Below are 17,269 nucleotides of genomic sequence, written 5' to 3'. Positions count from 1 at the left end.
TATGAACGATATGCGAATTGTGAGAAAAGACGTGGATATGAACGACACAAAAATCTCTGCCAAAGGCGTGCAAGTTTTCTACGGCGATACCCATGCGATCAAGGATGTCGATGTGGAGATCCGCGACAAGACCGTGACCGCCTTTATCGGTCCGTCGGGCTGTGGCAAGTCGACCTTCCTGCGTTGTCTGAACCGGATGAACGATACGATCGACATCTGCCGCGTGGAGGGCAATATCCTGCTTGATGGCGAAGACATCTACGACAAGCGCGTCGATCCGGTGCAGCTTCGCGCCAAGGTGGGCATGGTGTTCCAGCGTCCGAACCCGTTCCCGAAGTCGATCTATGACAACATCGCCTATGGCCCGCGCATTCACGGTCTGGCGAAGAACAAGGCCGATCTCGACGAGATCGTTGAAAAAGCCCTGCGTCGCGGGGCGATCTGGGACGAGGTCAAAGACCGTCTTGATGCGCCGGGCACCGGTCTGTCGGGTGGGCAGCAACAGCGTCTGTGTATCGCGCGCGCTGTCGCGACCGAGCCGGAAGTGCTCCTGATGGACGAACCCTGTTCCGCGCTGGACCCGATTGCCACCTTGCAGGTCGAGGAACTCATCGACGAGCTGCGCGAGAACTTCTCCGTCGTCATCGTGACCCACTCCATGCAACAGGCCGCCCGCGTCAGCCAGAAAACCGCGTTCTTCCACTTGGGCAACCTTGTGGAATACGGTGACACGGAACAGATTTTCACCAATCCGCAAGATGAACGCACCGAAAGCTATATCACTGGCCGGATCGGCTAAGGGAGAGACCCATGCATAACGACAGCAAACATATTGCCTCGGCGTTCGACCGCGATCTCGAATCCATTCAGGCGATGATCATGAAAATGGGCGGTTTAGTCGAAGTCGCCATCAAGGATGCCGCACAAGCGCTTGAAGAGCGCGATGTGGAATTGGCCGAAAAGGTGCGCAAAGCCGACGTCGCTATCGACAAGCTTGAAGAAGACGTGAACGAGGAGGCCGCGCGTCTTCTGGCGTTGCGCTCTCCGACAGCGGGTGATTTGCGCACGGTTCTGACGGTGATGAAAATCTCCACCAATCTTGAGCGCTGTGGTGACTATGCCAAGAACCTTGCCAAGCGCACCGGTGTTCTGGTCAACATGTCGCCCATCGAAGGGGCCGCGCCCTCCATCCGCCGCATGGCGCGCGAGGTCGAGGAAATGCTGCGTCTCGCACTTGATGCCTATATCCAGCGCGACGAAGGTCTGGCCAGCGAAGTCCGCCACCGCGACCTTGATGTGGACCAGATGTATAACGCTTTGTTCCGCGAATTCCTGACCTATATGATGGAAGATCCGCGCAACATCACCGCCTGTATGCACCTGCATTTCATCGCCAAGAACATCGAGCGCATGGGCGATCACGCCACCTCGATTGCCGAACAGGTGATCTACCTCACCACCGGCGAAATGCCCGATGATGCACGCCCGAAAGGGGATGTGACCTCCTCGCAACCCGATCTGGGTGTGGAGGACGCCTGATGTCTGCCGATCAACCTCGCGTTCTTGTGGTCGAGGACGAGCCCGCACAACGGGAAGTTCTCGCCTATAACCTCGAAGCCGAAGGGTTTGCCGTCTCGAAAGCCGAGAACGGTGATGACGCGCTGCTTTATGTGGACGAGGACAGCCCCGACATCATCGTGCTGGACTGGATGCTTCCGGGGGTCTCGGGCATCGAAATCTGTCGCCGCCTGAAAACCCGCCCCGACACGCGTGATATTCCGATCATCATGCTCTCGGCGCGTTCCGAAGAGGTGGATCGGGTGCGCGGACTGGAGACCGGTGCCGACGATTATGTGGTCAAGCCCTACTCGGTGATTGAGTTGATGGCGCGTGTGCGCACACAGTTGCGTCGCGTGCGTCCGGCCTCCACAGGTTTGGTGCTGGAGTTTCAGGACATCCGACTGGATTCCGAGACCCACCGCGTGACCCGTGGCGAAGAGTCTCTGAAGCTCGGCCCGACAGAATTCCGTCTCCTGTCCACCTTCATGGAGAAGCCGGGCCGCGTCTGGTCGCGTGAACAGCTTCTGGATCGGGTCTGGGGGCGTGACATCTATGTGGACACCCGCACGGTCGATGTTCATATCGGTCGGCTCCGCAAGGCTTTGTGCCAGCACGGTGGCGAAGATCCGGTGCGCACGGTGCGCGGCGCAGGCTATGCTTTGGGTTAATTCCTCGCGTAGAGGTTTTCCAACCTGACAAAACAGATGAGAAATGCGTCAAATCGTTCTGGTTTGACGCATTTTTTCGTATTTCTGCGCGGAACTGCTCGACGGTCGGAAAGAACAGGGCGATATAAACCCGATACAGGCCGAATACAGGCGTTGCGCACTGGCAAGTGATCGCGGGTTTTCGAGAAACGCTCTGCAAAGCATTGACGAGGCGGGCCTTTCGCACTCAACTCATGTATAGAGGTCAATGCACAGGTTTTCATTTGAGCAAATTTCACGAGGTCCGGACATCATGACTGCCATTCTCACCAAGGAACCCGCACATCTGCGCACCTATCGCGGGATCAGGGAATTGATCCTCTCCGGCGATCTGGTGCCGGGGGAACCGGTGACGATTCAGGGGCTGACGGACCGTCTGGATGCGGGCATGACCCCCGTGCGCGAGGCGATCCGGCGACTGACTTCCGAAGGCGCTTTGGTGTTTCATGGCAACCGTCGGGTGACCGTGCCCGTGTTGAGCCTGTCCGAGGTGGACGAGTTGATCTTTGCCCGTCTGGCTCTGGAGCCGGAACTGGCACGGCGCGGGGCGGCTCAGATGGACGAGGGCGCCATCGCCGCGCTCACGCTGGTGGACCGCGAGATCGATGAGGCCATGCGTATGGGCGATATGCGTGGCTATATGATCCACAACCACCGGTTTCATATGATGCTCTACAAGGCCGCACGCACGGAGGTGATCGGCCCTATGGTGGACTCGCTGTGGCTGCGCTCCGGTCCTGCGCTGCGAGTGATGTGCACGCGGTTCGGCTCGCAAAACCTGCCGGACATGCATCAGGTCGCCATCCAGGCCCTGCGGGACGGGGATACAGAGGCCGTGGGCGAGGCAATCCGGCGTGATATTCTGCAAGGGATGGAAAACATCCGCGCTATCGTGGCCGAAAGCGCAGATGCTACGTGAGATTAGGTCGATATGGCTTTGATTTCACAGAAATCTTCAATGCCGTAAACGCCGCCTTCGCGACCATTTCCCGAGAGTTTGTAGCCGCCGAAAGGTGAGCCGTAGGAAATATCCGAGCCGTTCAGATGCACCATGCCCGCGCGAATTTCCCGCGCCATCGCCAAACCGCGCGTCTGACTGTCCGCGCTTGCGCCTGTCTGGATATAGGCTGCCAACCCGTAGGGCGTGTCATTGGCGATCCGGATCGCATCCGCCTCGTCCTCATAGGCGATCATCACCAGAACAGGGCCGAAGACTTCCTCCTGCGCGATGCGCATGTCATTGCGCACATCTCCGAACACGGTCGGGCGGACGAAATAGCCACGGTTGAATCCTTCGGGCCGCCCCGGACCACCCGCAATCAGCCGTGCGCCTTCTTCGATGCCGGCCTGAATGAGACTTTGCACGCGGTCGTATTGCATCTGTGAAACCAGTGGGCCGATGTGATTGCCCGTTTGCGTGGGCAGATCGACCTTGGTGCTCTCGGCCACGTCTTTGGCAATCTCCATAGCCGTCTCGTAATGGCTTTGCGGGACCAGCATCCGTGTCGGCGCGTTACAGCTTTGGCCGGTGTTCTGGAAGCAATGACGCACGCCGCGTTTTACCGCCTCCTCGAAATCGCAATCGTCGAGCAGGATGTTGGGAGACTTGCCCCCGAGTTCCAGCGTCACGCGTTTGATGGTCGGGGCGGCGGCTTTGGAAATCTCCACGCCTGCGCGGGTCGATCCTGTGAAGGAGACCATCGCCACATCGGGATGCGCGGAGATCGCAGCGCCCACGGTCGTCCCGTCGCCGTTGACGAGGTTGAACACACCTTTCGGCACCCCCGCCTCATGCAGGATTTCGGCATAGAGCAGCGCGTTCATTGGTGTGAGTTCCGAGGGTTTCAACACCATCGTGCAGCCCGCCGCCAGCGCCGGAATGACCTTCAGCGCGATCTGGTTGATCGGCCAGTTCCACGGCGTGATGAAGCCGCACACGCCAATAGGCTCATGCAGGATCAGATCACTCGGCGCGTTGCGGTGTTCGAAGTCGAAGGATTCAAGCGCCTTGACCACCCCGTCGAGATGACCGATGCCCACTGCCGCCTGTGCGCGGTCGGAGAGCGAAATCGGCGCGCCCATTTCCTCGGTGATCAGCATCGACATTTCGTCGTAGCGCTTCTGATAGACCTCGCGGATCGCGCCCAGCAGGTCGAGCCGCTCGGCTTTCGTGGTTTTGGAAAAGGACGGAAAGGCGGCTTTCGCGGCCTGAACCGCGGCGTCCACATCGGCCGCTGTGCCCATTGCCACCTCGGCAAAGACTTCCTCCGTGGCGGGGTTGATGACCTCCATCATGGTCCCGCCCTGAGACGCAACCCAATCTCCGTTGATATAGAACCGGTCGGTTTTCAACTCCGTCATTGTCGCCTCATCCTGTGTTAAAATTTATCTCTGAGAGCATACCACGTCATCGCCGCCGCCAGAAGCGGTGTGCGCAGCCGTGGTCCGCCGGGAAAGCGCGGGGCGGGCAGGGACCGGAACAGGTCGAACCGTGCCGCCTGTCCTTCCACCGTCTCGGCGGCAATCTGTCCGGCCAGCGTGGCCAGCGCGACCCCTTGACCGGAAAAGCCGGAGACGGACATGGCCGCAGGGCCGAGCCGTGTGAAATGCGGCAGCCGCGACATGGTGATGCCCAGCGTGCCGCCCCATGCGTAATCGAGTGTGATGTCTTTCAATTCGGGATAGACCCCCGACATCGGCCCGCGCACCTTGGCGCGCAAGTCGGAGGGGAATTTGTAGCCGTAGCTTTCCCCGCCGCCGAAAATCATCCGGTTGTCGGGAGACATGCGGAAGTAATTGATGACAAAGCGCGAATCCGCCACGGCGTGACGGTTGGGCGTCAGCTTGGCGGCGAGGTCAGCGGGCAGGGGCTCTGTCACGGCGATGAAATTGTTGATCGGCATCACATGACGCGCCACATCGGGGGTCATGTTGTTGTGATAGCCATTGAGCGCCATGACCAGATGATCCGCCTCGATCACGGCCTTGTCGGTATGGATGCGCGGTTTGCCCGTGGTCTCGATGCGTGTGACCCGCGACATCTCATGGAGCCGTGCCCCTGCACCCTCGGCCAGTCGCGCGATGGCGAAGGCGTAGCGCAGCGGGTGCAGGTGGCCTGATCCCATATCCAGCGTGCCGGAGTGGTAATCTTCCGAGCCGGTCTCATAGCGCACCGCGTCACGGTCGAGATAGCGGATTTTGTCATAGCCATAGACCCTGTGCATATGCGCGACATGGGCTTTGGACTCGTCAGAGAACCGTGCGCGGTGATTGGCGTGGATCACCCCGTCGCGCCAGTCGCAGTCATCGCCGCTCTCGCGCAGCAGCGTCTTGACCAGATCCACGGCCTGCGCACCCATATCCCAAAGCACACGCGCCTGATCCGGACCAAGCTGTTCTTCGAGATCGCCCTGTTCCAGCCGCTGTCCCATAGAGACCTGACCGCCATTGCGCCCTGACGCGCCCGAACCGATGCGCGAGGCTTCCAGCAGCACCACGTCCAGCCCGCGTCGCGCCAGATGCAGCGCCGTGGACAGACCCGCATAGCCGCCACCCACGACACAGACATCGGCCTTTACCGCGCCGGTTGCGACCGGATAGGGGCCGGGGGCCTCTGCCGTGGCCGCATACCATGACGGGGCGTGTTCACCGGGCCGGTCGTTGATGGTCAGGATGTCCATGCCGGAACTCAGGCGTATAGCCCCTCCGCCTTGATCCGCTCGAAAGTCTCGTCAAGCGATGTGCGTGCCCGTTCGATCAACATGTCCACCTCTGCTTTGGTGATGGTCAGCGGCGGGGAGATCACCATGCGATCGCCCACATGGCGCATCACCAGATTGTTGGCAAAGCACCGCTCGCGACAGATCACACCCACGCTGCCCGCAGGGGCCTTGAACGGCGCGCGGCTGGCCTTGTCCGGCGTCAGGGCAATGGAGCCCATGAGCCCGACGATCTTGGCCTCGCCCACAAGCGGGTGATCGGTGAGGGCTTCCCATTTTGCTTTGAGATAGGGGGCGATCTCCTTGCCTGCGCGTTCGACAATGCCCTCTTCTTCGAGCAGGCGGATGTTTTCGAGCGCCACGGCACAGGCCACCGGATGGCCCGCATAGGTGTAGCCGTGGGCAAACTCGCTGCCGTTGATCACCTCGGCGATCCTGTCGGAGACAAGAGATGCGCCAAGCGGGATATAGCCGGAGGTGATGCCCTTGGCACAGGTCATGATGTAAGGCGTGATGCCCATAGTCTCACAACCGAACCAGTTGCCCGTGCGGCCAAAACCGGTGATCACCTCGTCCACAATCATGAGAATGTCGTATTTATCCACGATGCGTTGGATTTCCGGCCAGTAGGTTTCCGGCGGCACGATCACGCCGCCCGCGCCCTGAACCGGTTCCGCGATAAAGGCGGCCACGGTTTCGGGGCCGAGTTCGAGGATCTTCTTTTCAAGCTCCTGCGCCCGTTGCAGGCCGAAGTCTTCGGGACTCATCTCGCCGCCTTCGGACCACCAGTCAGGCTGGTCGATGTGATGGATGCCGGGGATCGGCAAGCCGCCTTGGGCATGAATGCCGCGCATCCCGCCCAGAGAGCCGCTGCCCATGGTCGAGCCGTGATAGCCGTTCCAGCGTGCAATCACATTGAACCGCTCCGGCTGGCCCTTGAGCGCCCAGTAATGACGCACCATGCGCAGATTGGTGTCGTTGGAATCCGAGCCGGAGCCATTAAAGAACACATGGTTCAGATCCCCCGGCGCAAGCTCGGCCAGTTTCTTGGCCAGCATGATCGCAGGCACATGGGAGGTCTGGAAGAAGGTGTTGTAATAGGGCAGCTGCTTCATCTGACGCGCAGCCACCTCGGCCAGTTCCTCGCGCCCGTAGCCGATATTGACGCACCAGAGGCCCGCCATTGCGTCGAGAATTTCCTCTCCCTCGCTGTCGGTGAGCCAGACGCCATTGGCCTTGGTGATGATACGCGCACCTTTTTGTGCCAGTTCGTAACCATCCGTGAAAGGGTGCATGTGATGGGCGGCGTCAAGCGCCTGAAGCTCTGCGGTGGGCAGGTGGTTGTCGCTCATGCGTCTGGTCCTTTTCTATCGGCTTACCATCTGCGCAACGCGCACGGGCGGCGCCTGTCTGATGGTCCGGTCGGTTTTGAGGGTGGACAGATCAAGGATCCGTAAAATACTGCTCCTGCAGAAATATGATCAAATTATTTAAGCGTCAAGGACGGTGATTTGACGGGGCGTTTCCAAGCGGGATTTCGGGGTGTTTTCAGGGCAGGCGCAGGGTTTGTGGCGACAAAGGGAAATCCGCGCGTTAAGAAGAGCCATTCTTCGCCGTTTCTGTAATGAATTCCGTGTTTCACCCTTGACCCCGGACGGTCATGGCCTCAGGTATATGCCGACAGAAACGCACAAATTCTGATATGGAGGCCCCAATGGCTTTTGAACTTCCCGATCTTCCCTATGCTCACGATGGGCTTGCCGATCTTGGCATGTCCAAAGAGACTCTTGAGTATCACCACGACCTGCACCACAACGCCTATGTCACGACCGGCAACAAGCTGATCGCCGGCACCGAGTGGGAAGGCAAGTCGGTCGAAGAGGTCATCAAAGGCACCTACGTTGCGGGCGCGGTTGCGCAAAACGGCATCTTCAACAATGCGTCGCAACACTGGAACCACACCCAGTTCTGGGAAATGATGGCTCCGGGCGAAGACAAGAAAATGCCGGGCGAGCTGGAAAAAGCTCTGGTTGAATCTTTCGGCTCCGTCGACAAGTTCAAAGAAGAATTCGCCGCCGCAGGCGCTGGCCAGTTCGGCTCCGGCTGGGCATGGCTTGTGAAAGACACCGACGGTGCGCTCAAAGTGACGAAAACCGAAAACGGCGTGAACCCGCTGTGCTTCGGTCAGACCGCGCTTCTGGGCTGTGACGTTTGGGAACATTCCTACTACATCGACTTCCGCAACAAACGTCCCGTTTACCTGTCGAACTTCCTCGACAAGCTGGTGAACTGGGAAAATGTTGCATCGCGCATGTGATCGCGGTGCAGATGGGATATCTCATCTCTATCGGGCTGGGAGCTTTGCTCCTGGCCCTTTTTTATGCCTTCTGGATCGAGCCGGCATGGCGTTTGCGCGTCAAACGCTATGAAGTGCGTCATCCGGAATGGGGCAACCGTCCGCCGCTGAAGATTGTCATAATCTCCGATCTTCACGCCGGTGCACCGCAAATTCCGCTTTCGCGTGTGCGCCGGATCGTGCGCAAAGCCAATGCGCTCTCGCCCGAGCTTGCGGTGGTTCTTGGTGATTTCTACGCCGCCCATCGTTTCACTTGGGGCAAGATGTCCAAACATGACATCATCGGCGCGCTGAAACCGTTCAAGGGCAAATACGGCACCTTCTCTGTGTTGGGCAATCATGACTGGTGGCAGGATATGGAAGCCGCCAAGGCCCACACACCTTGCGAAGCCCAGATCGCGCTTCGGGATCATGACATGCCGCTTCTGGACAACGAAGCGGAGAAAATCGAACTGGACGGCGGGCAGGCGGTCTGGATCGTAGGACTGGCCGACCAGCGCCCGCTGGACGAGGGACCGGAAGGCGAGGGGTTCGACGATCTGGAGCAGGCCATGCGGCATGTCACGGACGATGCCCCCTGTGTGCTTCTGGCCCATGAGCCGGATCTGTTCCCCCATGTGCCCGCAAACTGCATCCTGACGCTGTCGGGCCATACCCACGGCGGACAAATCCGCATCGGCAACCGTTCTCCCGTCATTATGGCGGCGGAGAACGAGGTGTTTTCCTATGGCCGTTACGAGGCTGACGGGCGCGTGATGATTGTCTCCGGTGGCATCGGCTGTTCCGAATTGCCCGTCCGGTTCAACATGCCGCCCGAGATCACCGTGGTCACGCTCTGCGGGCCCGCAACCTGATCCCGCCGTTCTCTCTTAGACGTTTCAAGCCGCCCCCTTGTGCGATTTTCACATCTTGTCAAAGCCGCGTGAAATCGCGCTTTGTCACCGCATGACTGAAACGCAAAAGGGCCTCGTCGCCCTCCTGATTGTCCAGACATCCTGGGGCCTGCTGCCACTTTATTACAAGGCGATGGACCATGTGCCCGCGATGGAGGTTCTGGCCCACCGCACGCTCTGGACCTTTGTTCTGTTCGGCCTCTGGATTCTGCTTCAGGGCCGTCTCGGAGAATTGCGTGCGCTTTTGAGTGGGGCGCGGCTGAAAAAAGTCATGCCTGCGGCCTTTCTCATCAGCATCAACTGGGGCGTGTTCATCTATGCGGTGCAGGCCGGACAGGCGCTGGAAGCGGCCTTCGGCTATTACATCTTCCCGCTTGTGGCGACACTGATCGGTCTGGTGGTCTTCAAGGAACCGCTCAGAGGTCTGCAATACCCCGCGCTGGCCTTGGCTGCTCTGGCGGTTGTGGTGCTGGGCGTCGGTCTCGGCGCGCCGCCGTGGGTGGCGCTGGTGCTGGCTCTGACCTTCTCCGCCTATGGCGCGATCAAAAAATCGCTGGATGCGGGGCCGGTGATCTCCGTGACCGCAGAAGTCGCCTTTCTCGCGCCTCTCGCGCTGATCTACCTTGTGGGGGCGGCGCTATGGGGCTGGGGCGGATCAGAGGAGCAGGCCGCCGGTGTCTTTGGTCGCGATCTGACAGACAGTTTTCTATTGCTGCTCTCCGGCGCCTTCACGGGCGGTCCGCTGATCTTCTTTGCCGCCGCCGCGCGCCGTTTGACCTATACCGTGGTGGGGATGGGGCAATACTGGAATTCGACCCTGCAATTCCTGCTGGCCGTGTTGGTCTTTGCCGAACCCTTTACCCACTGGCATGCGGTGGCGATGCCGCTGATCTGGGCGGCACTGGTGCTTTATACGCTCGAAGCCCTGCGTCAGGAACGCGCCGCACGCAGGCTGCGCAGACGCTCGACAAGTTCTTCCACCGTCTCGACTGTTTCAAAATAGCTCGACGTGGACAGGGGCGCGAAACCTTCGTCAATCACATGGTCGATCAGCGCCTCCAGCGGTTTCCAGTAGCCCTCCGTGGACAGCAGGAAAATAGGCTTGTCATGCAGCCCGATCTGCTTCCACGTCAGCACTTCGAAAAACTCGTCGAGCGATCCCGCGCCACCGGGCAGTACCACGATGGCGTCGGAATTCATGAACATCACCTTTTTGCGCTCGTGCATGGTCTCGGTGATGATGAAATGCGTCAGGTCGCGCTTGCCGAGCTCCTTGGGCAAAAGATGCACAGGGATCACACCAAAAGTCTCCGCACCAGACTTTTGCGCCGCACGCGCCACAGCGCCCATCAGCCCGACATCCCCCGCGCCATAGACCAGCCGCCAGCCTTCCTGCGCAATCGCCGTGCCGGTCTCGATAGCCGCGGCTTCATAACTGTCCTTATGGCCCGGACGCGAGCCGCAATAGACGCAGACGGAATAGGGTGTGGCAGAAGACGGGATGGAACTGGCCGGATCGGACATGGTGCTCGCTCTCAAAAAAGGAAGTCTTTGACCCGTGTTAGACCCCTTGCTAAAGGTTTTGCAATGAACTTGAAACACAAGTTGATTGGAAAAGGCAGTCTTGCACGCAGGTTGCATGGATTTTGCGTAAATCCGGCTTTCAGACCGGAGGCAAAAGGTTTTAGGCTGTCGTAACCCTTCACCGCTGCCGGTTTGAAGAAGGGGAATGGGGATGGGACGGGAAATGTCGAAAGCAAATACATGGATGATGCCTGCCGCCGGTGTCGGCGCGGCTGTGATTGTCGTCACGATCGGGGCGACGCTCTATCTCGCCCGACCGCTCCCGTCACCTCAGCAGTCTCAGGTGGATGAGGCGGCTCCCGCCACACAACTGAGCACACCAGCTGCGAGCCAGCCCAGCGCCACAGAAGACATAACACCAGAGGTCAGCGCTACAGAAGAAATCGCCCGAGTGGAAAGCCCCTCTGAAGAAAGCGCACCGGAGACCCGCGCGGCACAGATGCTTCCGGCCTTTGATCTTGTCCGCATCCCGCCCGCAGGGATCGCCACCGTGGCCGGACGCGCCGAGCCGGGGGCGCGTGTCAGCATCCTGATCGACGGGGAGGAAGTCACACAGGCCGAAGTTTCCGCCCGTGGCGAATTTGTCGCCCTGTTCGACTTACCCGCCTCGGATGCGCCGCGCGAAATGCAACTGGTGTCCCGTTTCGGCAGCGAGGAAAGCGCCAGTGCGCAGACCATTCTCATCTCCCCCGCAACAACCGGCCTGCCGGATGATCCGCTGCACCCCGATGCGGGGCGTGATGCGGGCAATGATGTGCCTTTGATGGCGGAGCATGGCGCGGAGACGGACGGTCTGGCCGGCACAAACATGGGGGCAGGTGTCGGGGCCAACATCGCGGAACAGGTGCTCTCCGGACAGACGCCGGATGTTCTGGATGCGCTTGATACACCTCAAGGGGAGGCTCCGGCGGATACCACAGCAAGTGAAGCGCAGGAGGGCACCACACAGCCCGACATCACGCTGAATGTCGAGACGCTGAATGTAGAGACGGGCACTCCCAGCGCTCCGCAACCTCCGAACACAGCCGCCGCGCCCACGGTGCTTATGGCCGATGACGAGGGCGTCAAAGTGCTGCAACAGGCGGGCACGGGGCCAACCGATCTGCGCATTGATGCCATCAGCTACGATCCCGAGGGCCGCGTCTTTGTCTCCGGTCGCGCCAGCCCAGAGGCTGCGCTTTTGATCTATCTTGACGGGGTCTTTGTGACCAAGTCCGTGGCGGGCGCAGACGGGCAGTGGCGTCAGGATCTCCCGAACATCAGCGCCGGACGTTATCAACTGCGCGTCGATCAGGTCGATGCGGGGGGCGAGGTGCTGTCGCGGGTCGAAACCCCTTTCCTGCGCGAAGACCGCGCCAAACTGGCACAGATTGCGCAAGGGGATGCGGGCGCAACACAGCAGGACGCCATGACGTCAGAGGATACCGCGTCTGACACAGCGGGTCAGGCAGAGACCCCTGCGGCGGCGCAAAGCCGGATCGCCTCGGTCACTGTCCAGCCCGGCAATACGCTTTGGGGCATTGCTTCCGAACGCTATGGCGACGGGTTACTCTATGTGCGCCTGTTCGATGCCAATCGTGCGCAAATCCGTGACCCCGACCTGATCTATCCGGGGCAGATTTTCCAACTGCCGGAATGAACGCGGGCGTGATCCTCTGAACAGATCCAAGCGCGCCGCTGCACATGGTCCTGTGCGGCCTCTGCGCTTGTCTTCACCGGCGGTTTGCGCGACTGTGCGGCCCTGTTAACAAGAGAGCTACATATGCCACGTCCGCCACAGATCATTTCCGAAAAAGGCCCCAAGGATTCATGGGCCGTGATCCGAGCCACCGTTCCCTATTTCTGGCCCGAAGGCGACTGGACCACCAAGCGCCGCGTGCTTTTCGTGCTGGTGTTCCTGCTGGCCTCGAAACTCGTCACTGTCATCACGCCGATGTTCTACAAGGCCGCCGTGGATGCGCTCAACAAGGGCGAAAGCTCCTCTCAGGCATGGATGCTGGCACTTGGTGCGGTGTCGCTGACCGTGGCCTATGGCCTGTCGCGGATCATGGCCAATGGGTTCAACCAGCTGCGCGACATTCTCTTTGCGCCCGTATCACAGGCGGCGCTGCGCAAACTGGCGCTGGAGGTGTTTACCCATATCCACCACCTGTCGCTGCGCTATCACATCTCGCGCAAGACCGGCGGGCTGTCACGGGTGGTCGAACGCGGGGTCAAGGCGATTGCCTTTCTCCTGCGTGTTCTGGTGTTCAACCTCGGTGCGCTGGCGGTGGAACTGACGCTGATTTTCTCCGTGCTGGCGGTGTCCTTCGGGCCGTCTTTTGTCCTCGTGGTGATGGCCACCATCGCGCTCTATGTGCTGTTCACCATGAAGGTCACGGCGTGGCGCATGAAGATCGCCCGCGACATGAACAAACAGGACACGGAGGCCAACCAGAAGGCGGTGGACAGTCTTCTGAACTTTGAGACCGTCAAATATTTCAACGCCGAAAAACGCGAGGCGGCGCGGTATGACGCCTCTATGGCGCGGTATGAAAAAGCCGCCGTGCGCACCACCACCTCTATGGGATTTCTCAATTTCGGGCAGGCGGTGATTCTCAATCTCGGGATCATCACCGTCATGGTGCTGGCCGCCCTTGAGGTTCAGCGCGGCACCATGAGCGTCGGTGATTTCGTCATGGTCAACGCCTATATGATCCAACTCCAGATGCCACTCAACATTCTGGGCTTTGTCTTCCGCGATGTGCGCCAGAGCCTTGTGGATATGGAAGACATGCTCGACCTGCTGCACCAGCCGCCGGAGATCACCGACAAGCCCGGCGCACCGGATCTTGTGGTGCGTGAAGGGGTGGTGCGGCTCGATCATGTCGATTTCGGCTATAGCCCCGACCGCCAGATTCTGCGCGATGTCTCGATAGAGGTGCCCGCCGGTCACTCGCTGGCCATTGTCGGCCATACCGGTTCCGGCAAATCCACCATCGGGCGGCTGCTGTTCCGCTTCTATGATGTCGGCGCGGGCAGTCTGAGCATCGACGGGCAGGACATCCGTGACGTGACGCAGGAAAGCCTGCACGCTGCCATCGGTGTGGTGCCGCAGGACACGGTGCTGTTCAACGACACGATCCGCTACAACATCGCCTATGGCCGCGACGGGGCAACACAGGCGGAGATCGAAGCCGCCGCCGAGAAAGCCCAGATTCACGACTTTATCAAATCTCTGCCCGATGGTTACGACACACAGGTGGGCGAACGCGGCTTGAAACTCTCCGGCGGGGAGAAACAACGTGTCGGCATCGCCCGCACCCTGCTCAAAGATCCGCCGATCCTGCTTTTGGACGAGGCTACATCGGCGCTGGATACCAAGACAGAGCAAAGCATTCTCGGCGCGCTGAAGCTGGCGGGCGAGGGGCGCACGGTCATCACCATCGCGCACCGCCTGTCCACCATTTCCGACAGTGACGAGATTGTTGTGCTGGATGCCGGACGGGTGCTTGAACGCGGCACCCATGAGGCGCTTTTGAAATCCGGCGGACATTATGCATCCATGTGGGCCGCACAAGCCGAAGATCATGACGCGGATCAGACCGCAGTGCAGGGAGACAAGGGCGTGGCGTGACGCTCTCCGGCCACCCCGTTGTCTCTTGTCGCCCCGTTTTCAATTCTGATGTAGTGAATGTGATCCATCGGAGCGCGTCCTGCGTATCTTGAGCAAAGACGGAGGCAACATGGTTTCGATTTGGTGGATCAGGCGCGATTTCAGGCTGGGCGACAATCCGGCTCTGGTGGTCGCAGTTAAGGCGGGGCAGGTGCTGCCCGTTTTCATCCGCGACGCGCAACTGGACGCGCTGGGGGCAGCGCCGAAATGGCGGCTGGGGCTCGGGCTGGACCATCTGATCCGGCGCATCGAAGGGCTGGGCGGGCAGGTGGTGCTGCGTCAGGGCAGCGCGGCGGAGGAACTCCTGCACCTCGTCAAAGAGACCGGCGCGACAGGGGTGTTCTGGAACCGGCTCTATGACAAGGCCGCAATCGCCCGCGATACCGAGGTCAAAGCCACGCTCACCGAGGCGGGTATCAACGCGCAGTCTTCCAACGCCCATCTTCTATTTGAACCGTGGACGGTCTCGACCAAAGCCGGTGGCTATTACAAGGTCTATTCACCCTATTGGAAAGCCGTGCGCGCCCATCCCGTGCCCGAGCCGCTGCCCGTGCCCGATGCCGATTGGGCCGAGGCGCGGCTTGAGAGCGCGAAGCTGGAAGACTGGCACTTGGGCGCGGACATGAAGCGCGGGGCGGAGGTGGTTCTGCCCCATTGCCACATCGGGGAAGAGCGGGCTTTGACCCGTCTGGACGATTTCTTGCAGGACCATGTCCAGAGCTACAAGGCGCGGCGCGACTTTCCGGCGGAACCGGTCTGTTCCGGCCTCTCCGAAAACCTGACCTATGGCGAAATCTCGCCACGCACCGTCTGGTTTGCCGGTTGGCGTGCGCTGGAGGAAGGCGCACAGGGCGCGGAACATTTCCTCAAGGAACTGGTCTGGCGCGAATTTGCCTATCATCTGCTCTATCACGAGCCCGACTTGCCGGAACAAAACCACCGCGAAGGCTGGGACCGGTTTCCGTGGCGGGCGGACAATGCCGATGCCGAGAACTGGCGGCGCGGGCGCACAGGGGTGCGCTTTGTCGATGCGGCCATGCGTGAACTCTATGTCACCGGTGTGATGCACAACCGTGCGCGAATGATCGTGGCCTCTTACCTCACCAAACACCTGCTCACCGACTGGCGGGTGGGCCGCAAGTGGTTCGAAGACTGTCTGATCGACTGGGATCCGGCCTCCAATGCGAAGGGCTGGCAATGGGTGGCGGGCTGCGGGCCGGATGCGGCGCCCTACTTCCGGATTTTCAATCCTGACGGGCAGGCGGTAAAATTCGACCGCGACGGTGAATATCAACGCCGCTGGATTGCCGAGGGGCAGGCGGCTCCTCCCTCAACCGCGCTGTCCTTTTTTGACGCCGTGCCACGCGCATGGGGGCTCTCTGCGGATCAGCCCTATCCCGCCCCCGAGCAAACGCTCAAAGCCGGACGGGACCGCGCTCTGGAGGTCTATAGCAGATTGAAGGGGTGACGGTTCCGGATTTTGCGCTAAACTGTTTGTGGAATTTACGCTAAACTGTTTGTGGAAAAGGAGTTTGCAAGCAGGGGTGTGACCATGCACGACAGCAGCAACCATCCGCGCGAGACCGTCCTCACCAGCACAGAGGGCCAGAGCGATCTGCCGCGCTATTTCAGCAATGTCTTCGCCGTGGCGCAGGAGATGGCCCGTGGCCATCTTGATTTTGCCTTGCCGGACGGGCGGGTGTTTCGCGCCAGCGGACAACATCCCGGCCCCGTGGCGCGGCTCGACATCCATAGCGACGATGTCTTCGCCCGTCTGATCCGCGAGGGCGATCTGGGCTTTTGCGAGGATTATCTCGACGAGGGTTGGTCCACGCCCGATCTCATGAGTTTCATGGACCTGCTGCATGCGGGCAATGACGATCTCTATGACGGGTTTCCGGGCATGGCCTTTGTGCGGGCCTATGAACGGATGCGCCACTGGATGCACTCCAACACCAAACGGCAGGCGAAAAAGAACATTTCCTATCACTACGATCTGGGCAACGACTTTTACGCGCTCTGGCTCGACGAGACCATGACCTATTCCTCGGCGCTTTTCGAGACAGGGCAGGAAACGCTGGCGGAGGCGCAGCGGGCGAAATACAAAAGCATGGTGGACCAGATGGGCGTTTCGGCGGGCGACCATGTTCTGGAAATCGGCTGTGGCTGGGGCGGGTTTGCTGAATATGCCGCAGGTGAACGCGGGCTCAAGGTCACCGGCCTGACCATTTCCGAGGAACAGTTCAAATTCGCCTCCGAGCGCATCGAGAAGGCGGGCCTGTCCGATCGCGTCACGCTCATGCTGCAAGACTACCGCGACGAGCGCGGGGTCTATGACGGAATCGCCTCCATCGAGATGTTCGAAGCGGTGGGGGAGAAATACTGGCCCGTCTATTTCGGCAAGATCCGCGAGTGCCTCGCGCCTCAGGGCCGCGCCACGCTCCAGATCATCACGCTGCAGGACCGGCGCTACGAGACCTATCGCAAATCCGTGGATTTCATCCAGAAATACATCTTCCCCGGCGGCATGTTACCCAGCCCCACGGCGCTGCGCGAAGAGATCGCCAAGGCAGGGCTGGAAACAGAGAAAAGCATCGAATTCGGTGAAAGCTATTCCATCACACTCAGGCGCTGGTATGACACGTTTAACGCGAAATGGGATGAGGTTGCCGCCCTCGGTTTTGACGAGCGGTTCAGGCGGATGTGGAATTTTTATCTCGCCTCTTGCGCTGCGACGTTCCACGGTGGAAACTGCGACGTAACACAGATCACAATATCCCATCCGAGCAGGTAAC

Annotated in this window: 15 protein-coding genes; 11 read left to right on the top strand and 4 right to left on the bottom strand. The window is 60.2% G+C overall.

All coding sequences use genetic code 11. The features are described from left to right. Position 1 precedes the first annotated feature (1 nt). From pstB to BM152_RS10115, 4 genes are all read left to right on the top strand, one after another. Positions 2-799 carry a phosphate ABC transporter ATP-binding protein PstB gene (gene pstB, locus BM152_RS10130; protein WP_066600072.1) on the top strand — a complete coding sequence of 266 codons (798 nt, stop codon included), beginning with the start codon at positions 2-4 and terminating at the stop codon, positions 797-799. A gap of 11 nt (positions 800-810) precedes the next feature. Beyond that, the gene (gene phoU / locus BM152_RS10125; RefSeq protein WP_066600076.1) at positions 811-1,539 is read left to right on the top strand and encodes a phosphate signaling complex protein PhoU; all 729 of its coding nucleotides are present in this window, start codon (positions 811-813) and stop codon (positions 1,537-1,539) included. Next, positions 1,539-2,228 carry a phosphate regulon transcriptional regulator PhoB gene (gene phoB / locus BM152_RS10120; protein ID WP_066600079.1) on the top strand — a complete coding sequence of 230 codons (690 nt, stop codon included), beginning with the start codon at positions 1,539-1,541 and terminating at the stop codon, positions 2,226-2,228. The genes phoU and phoB overlap by 1 nt, the downstream gene beginning before the upstream one ends. Before the next feature lie 292 nt (positions 2,229-2,520). Next, entirely contained in the window at positions 2,521-3,186 is a 666-nt protein-coding gene (locus BM152_RS10115; protein WP_066600081.1) for a GntR family transcriptional regulator, read from the top strand. Positions 3,187-3,188: 2 nt separating this feature from the next. On the opposite strand, the gene BM152_RS10110 is transcribed toward BM152_RS10115, so the two are convergent. From BM152_RS10110 to BM152_RS10100, 3 genes are read right to left on the bottom strand one after another with little or no spacing between them, the layout of a single operon-like run. Continuing rightward, entirely contained in the window at positions 3,189-4,628 is a 1,440-nt protein-coding gene (locus BM152_RS10110; RefSeq protein WP_066600082.1) for an aldehyde dehydrogenase family protein, read from the bottom strand. 17 nt (positions 4,629-4,645) lie between these two features. Beyond that, positions 4,646-5,947, bottom strand: a complete 1,302-nt coding sequence (locus tag BM152_RS10105; RefSeq protein WP_066600084.1) for an NAD(P)/FAD-dependent oxidoreductase — start codon at positions 5,945-5,947, stop codon at positions 4,646-4,648. Between the two features lie 8 nt (positions 5,948-5,955). Then, positions 5,956-7,338: an aspartate aminotransferase family protein gene (locus BM152_RS10100; RefSeq protein WP_066600086.1), complete on the bottom strand. Its 1,383-nt coding sequence runs from the start codon at positions 7,336-7,338 to the stop codon at positions 5,956-5,958. Positions 7,339-7,700: 362 nt separating this feature from the next. Between BM152_RS10100 and BM152_RS10095 the strand changes: the two genes are divergently transcribed. The 3 genes from BM152_RS10095 to rarD all read left to right on the top strand — a co-directional run bounded on the left by BM152_RS10095 (position 7,701) and on the right by rarD (position 10,238). Further along, complete coding sequence (locus tag BM152_RS10095) at positions 7,701-8,303, top strand: superoxide dismutase (protein WP_066600089.1); 603 nt, start codon at positions 7,701-7,703, stop codon at positions 8,301-8,303. Between the two features lie 44 nt (positions 8,304-8,347). After that, the gene (locus tag BM152_RS10090; protein WP_158527958.1) at positions 8,348-9,196 is read left to right on the top strand and encodes a metallophosphoesterase; all 849 of its coding nucleotides are present in this window, start codon (positions 8,348-8,350) and stop codon (positions 9,194-9,196) included. A gap of 91 nt (positions 9,197-9,287) precedes the next feature. Continuing rightward, positions 9,288-10,238: an EamA family transporter RarD gene (rarD, locus tag BM152_RS10085; protein WP_066600308.1), complete on the top strand. Its 951-nt coding sequence runs from the start codon at positions 9,288-9,290 to the stop codon at positions 10,236-10,238. On the opposite strand, the gene BM152_RS10080 is transcribed toward rarD, so the two are convergent. Then, entirely contained in the window at positions 10,166-10,759 is a 594-nt protein-coding gene (locus tag BM152_RS10080; RefSeq protein ID WP_066600094.1) for an LOG family protein, read from the bottom strand. The two genes, rarD and BM152_RS10080, sit on opposite strands and share 73 nt — an antisense overlap. A gap of 223 nt (positions 10,760-10,982) precedes the next feature. Between BM152_RS10080 and BM152_RS10075 the strand changes: the two genes are divergently transcribed. The 4 genes from BM152_RS10075 (at position 10,983) to BM152_RS10060 (ending at position 17,268) form a co-directional block, all read left to right on the top strand. Beyond that, positions 10,983-12,458 carry a LysM peptidoglycan-binding domain-containing protein gene (locus tag BM152_RS10075; protein ID WP_158527959.1) on the top strand — a complete coding sequence of 492 codons (1,476 nt, stop codon included), beginning with the start codon at positions 10,983-10,985 and terminating at the stop codon, positions 12,456-12,458. Between the two features lie 123 nt (positions 12,459-12,581). Next, a complete protein-coding gene (locus BM152_RS10070; RefSeq protein ID WP_066600100.1) occupies positions 12,582-14,435 on the top strand; it encodes an ABCB family ABC transporter ATP-binding protein/permease in 1,854 nt (617 codons plus the stop codon). A gap of 109 nt (positions 14,436-14,544) precedes the next feature. Beyond that, a complete protein-coding gene (locus BM152_RS10065) occupies positions 14,545-15,942 on the top strand; it encodes a cryptochrome/photolyase family protein (RefSeq protein ID WP_066600102.1) in 1,398 nt (465 codons plus the stop codon). A gap of 84 nt (positions 15,943-16,026) precedes the next feature. Continuing rightward, complete coding sequence (locus BM152_RS10060; RefSeq protein WP_066600104.1) at positions 16,027-17,268, top strand: SAM-dependent methyltransferase; 1,242 nt, start codon at positions 16,027-16,029, stop codon at positions 17,266-17,268. Position 17,269 lies beyond the last annotated feature (1 nt).

This window comes from Celeribacter halophilus (assembly GCF_900114135.1).
GTDB classification, from domain to species: Bacteria; Pseudomonadota; Alphaproteobacteria; order Rhodobacterales; family Rhodobacteraceae; genus Celeribacter; species Celeribacter halophilus.
The sequence above is the reverse complement of the archived record's forward strand: the minus strand, read 5'-3'. Positions and strand labels throughout refer to the sequence as shown.

Bases quoted from the DNA above. Each gene is read 5' to 3' on its own strand.
- pstB (WP_066600072.1), top strand. From the start codon at position 2: ATGAACGATATGCGAATTGTGAGAAAAGACGTGGATATGAACGACACA.
- phoU (WP_066600076.1), top strand. From the start codon at position 811: ATGCATAACGACAGCAAACATATTGCCTCGGCGTTCGACCGCGATCTC.
- phoB (WP_066600079.1), top strand. From the start codon at position 1,539: ATGTCTGCCGATCAACCTCGCGTTCTTGTGGTCGAGGACGAGCCCGCA.
- BM152_RS10115 (WP_066600081.1), top strand. From the start codon at position 2,521: ATGACTGCCATTCTCACCAAGGAACCCGCACATCTGCGCACCTATCGC.
- BM152_RS10110 (WP_066600082.1), bottom strand. From the start codon at position 4,628: ATGACGGAGTTGAAAACCGACCGGTTCTATATCAACGGAGATTGGGTT.
- BM152_RS10105 (WP_066600084.1), bottom strand. From the start codon at position 5,947: ATGGACATCCTGACCATCAACGACCGGCCCGGTGAACACGCCCCGTCA.
- BM152_RS10100 (WP_066600086.1), bottom strand. From the start codon at position 7,338: ATGAGCGACAACCACCTGCCCACCGCAGAGCTTCAGGCGCTTGACGCC.
- BM152_RS10095 (WP_066600089.1), top strand. From the start codon at position 7,701: ATGGCTTTTGAACTTCCCGATCTTCCCTATGCTCACGATGGGCTTGCC.
- rarD (WP_066600308.1), top strand. From the start codon at position 9,288: ATGACTGAAACGCAAAAGGGCCTCGTCGCCCTCCTGATTGTCCAGACA.
- BM152_RS10080 (WP_066600094.1), bottom strand. From the start codon at position 10,759: ATGTCCGATCCGGCCAGTTCCATCCCGTCTTCTGCCACACCCTATTCC.
- BM152_RS10075 (WP_158527959.1), top strand. From the start codon at position 10,983: ATGTCGAAAGCAAATACATGGATGATGCCTGCCGCCGGTGTCGGCGCG.
- BM152_RS10070 (WP_066600100.1), top strand. From the start codon at position 12,582: ATGCCACGTCCGCCACAGATCATTTCCGAAAAAGGCCCCAAGGATTCA.
- BM152_RS10065 (WP_066600102.1), top strand. From the start codon at position 14,545: ATGGTTTCGATTTGGTGGATCAGGCGCGATTTCAGGCTGGGCGACAAT.
- BM152_RS10060 (WP_066600104.1), top strand. From the start codon at position 16,027: ATGCACGACAGCAGCAACCATCCGCGCGAGACCGTCCTCACCAGCACA.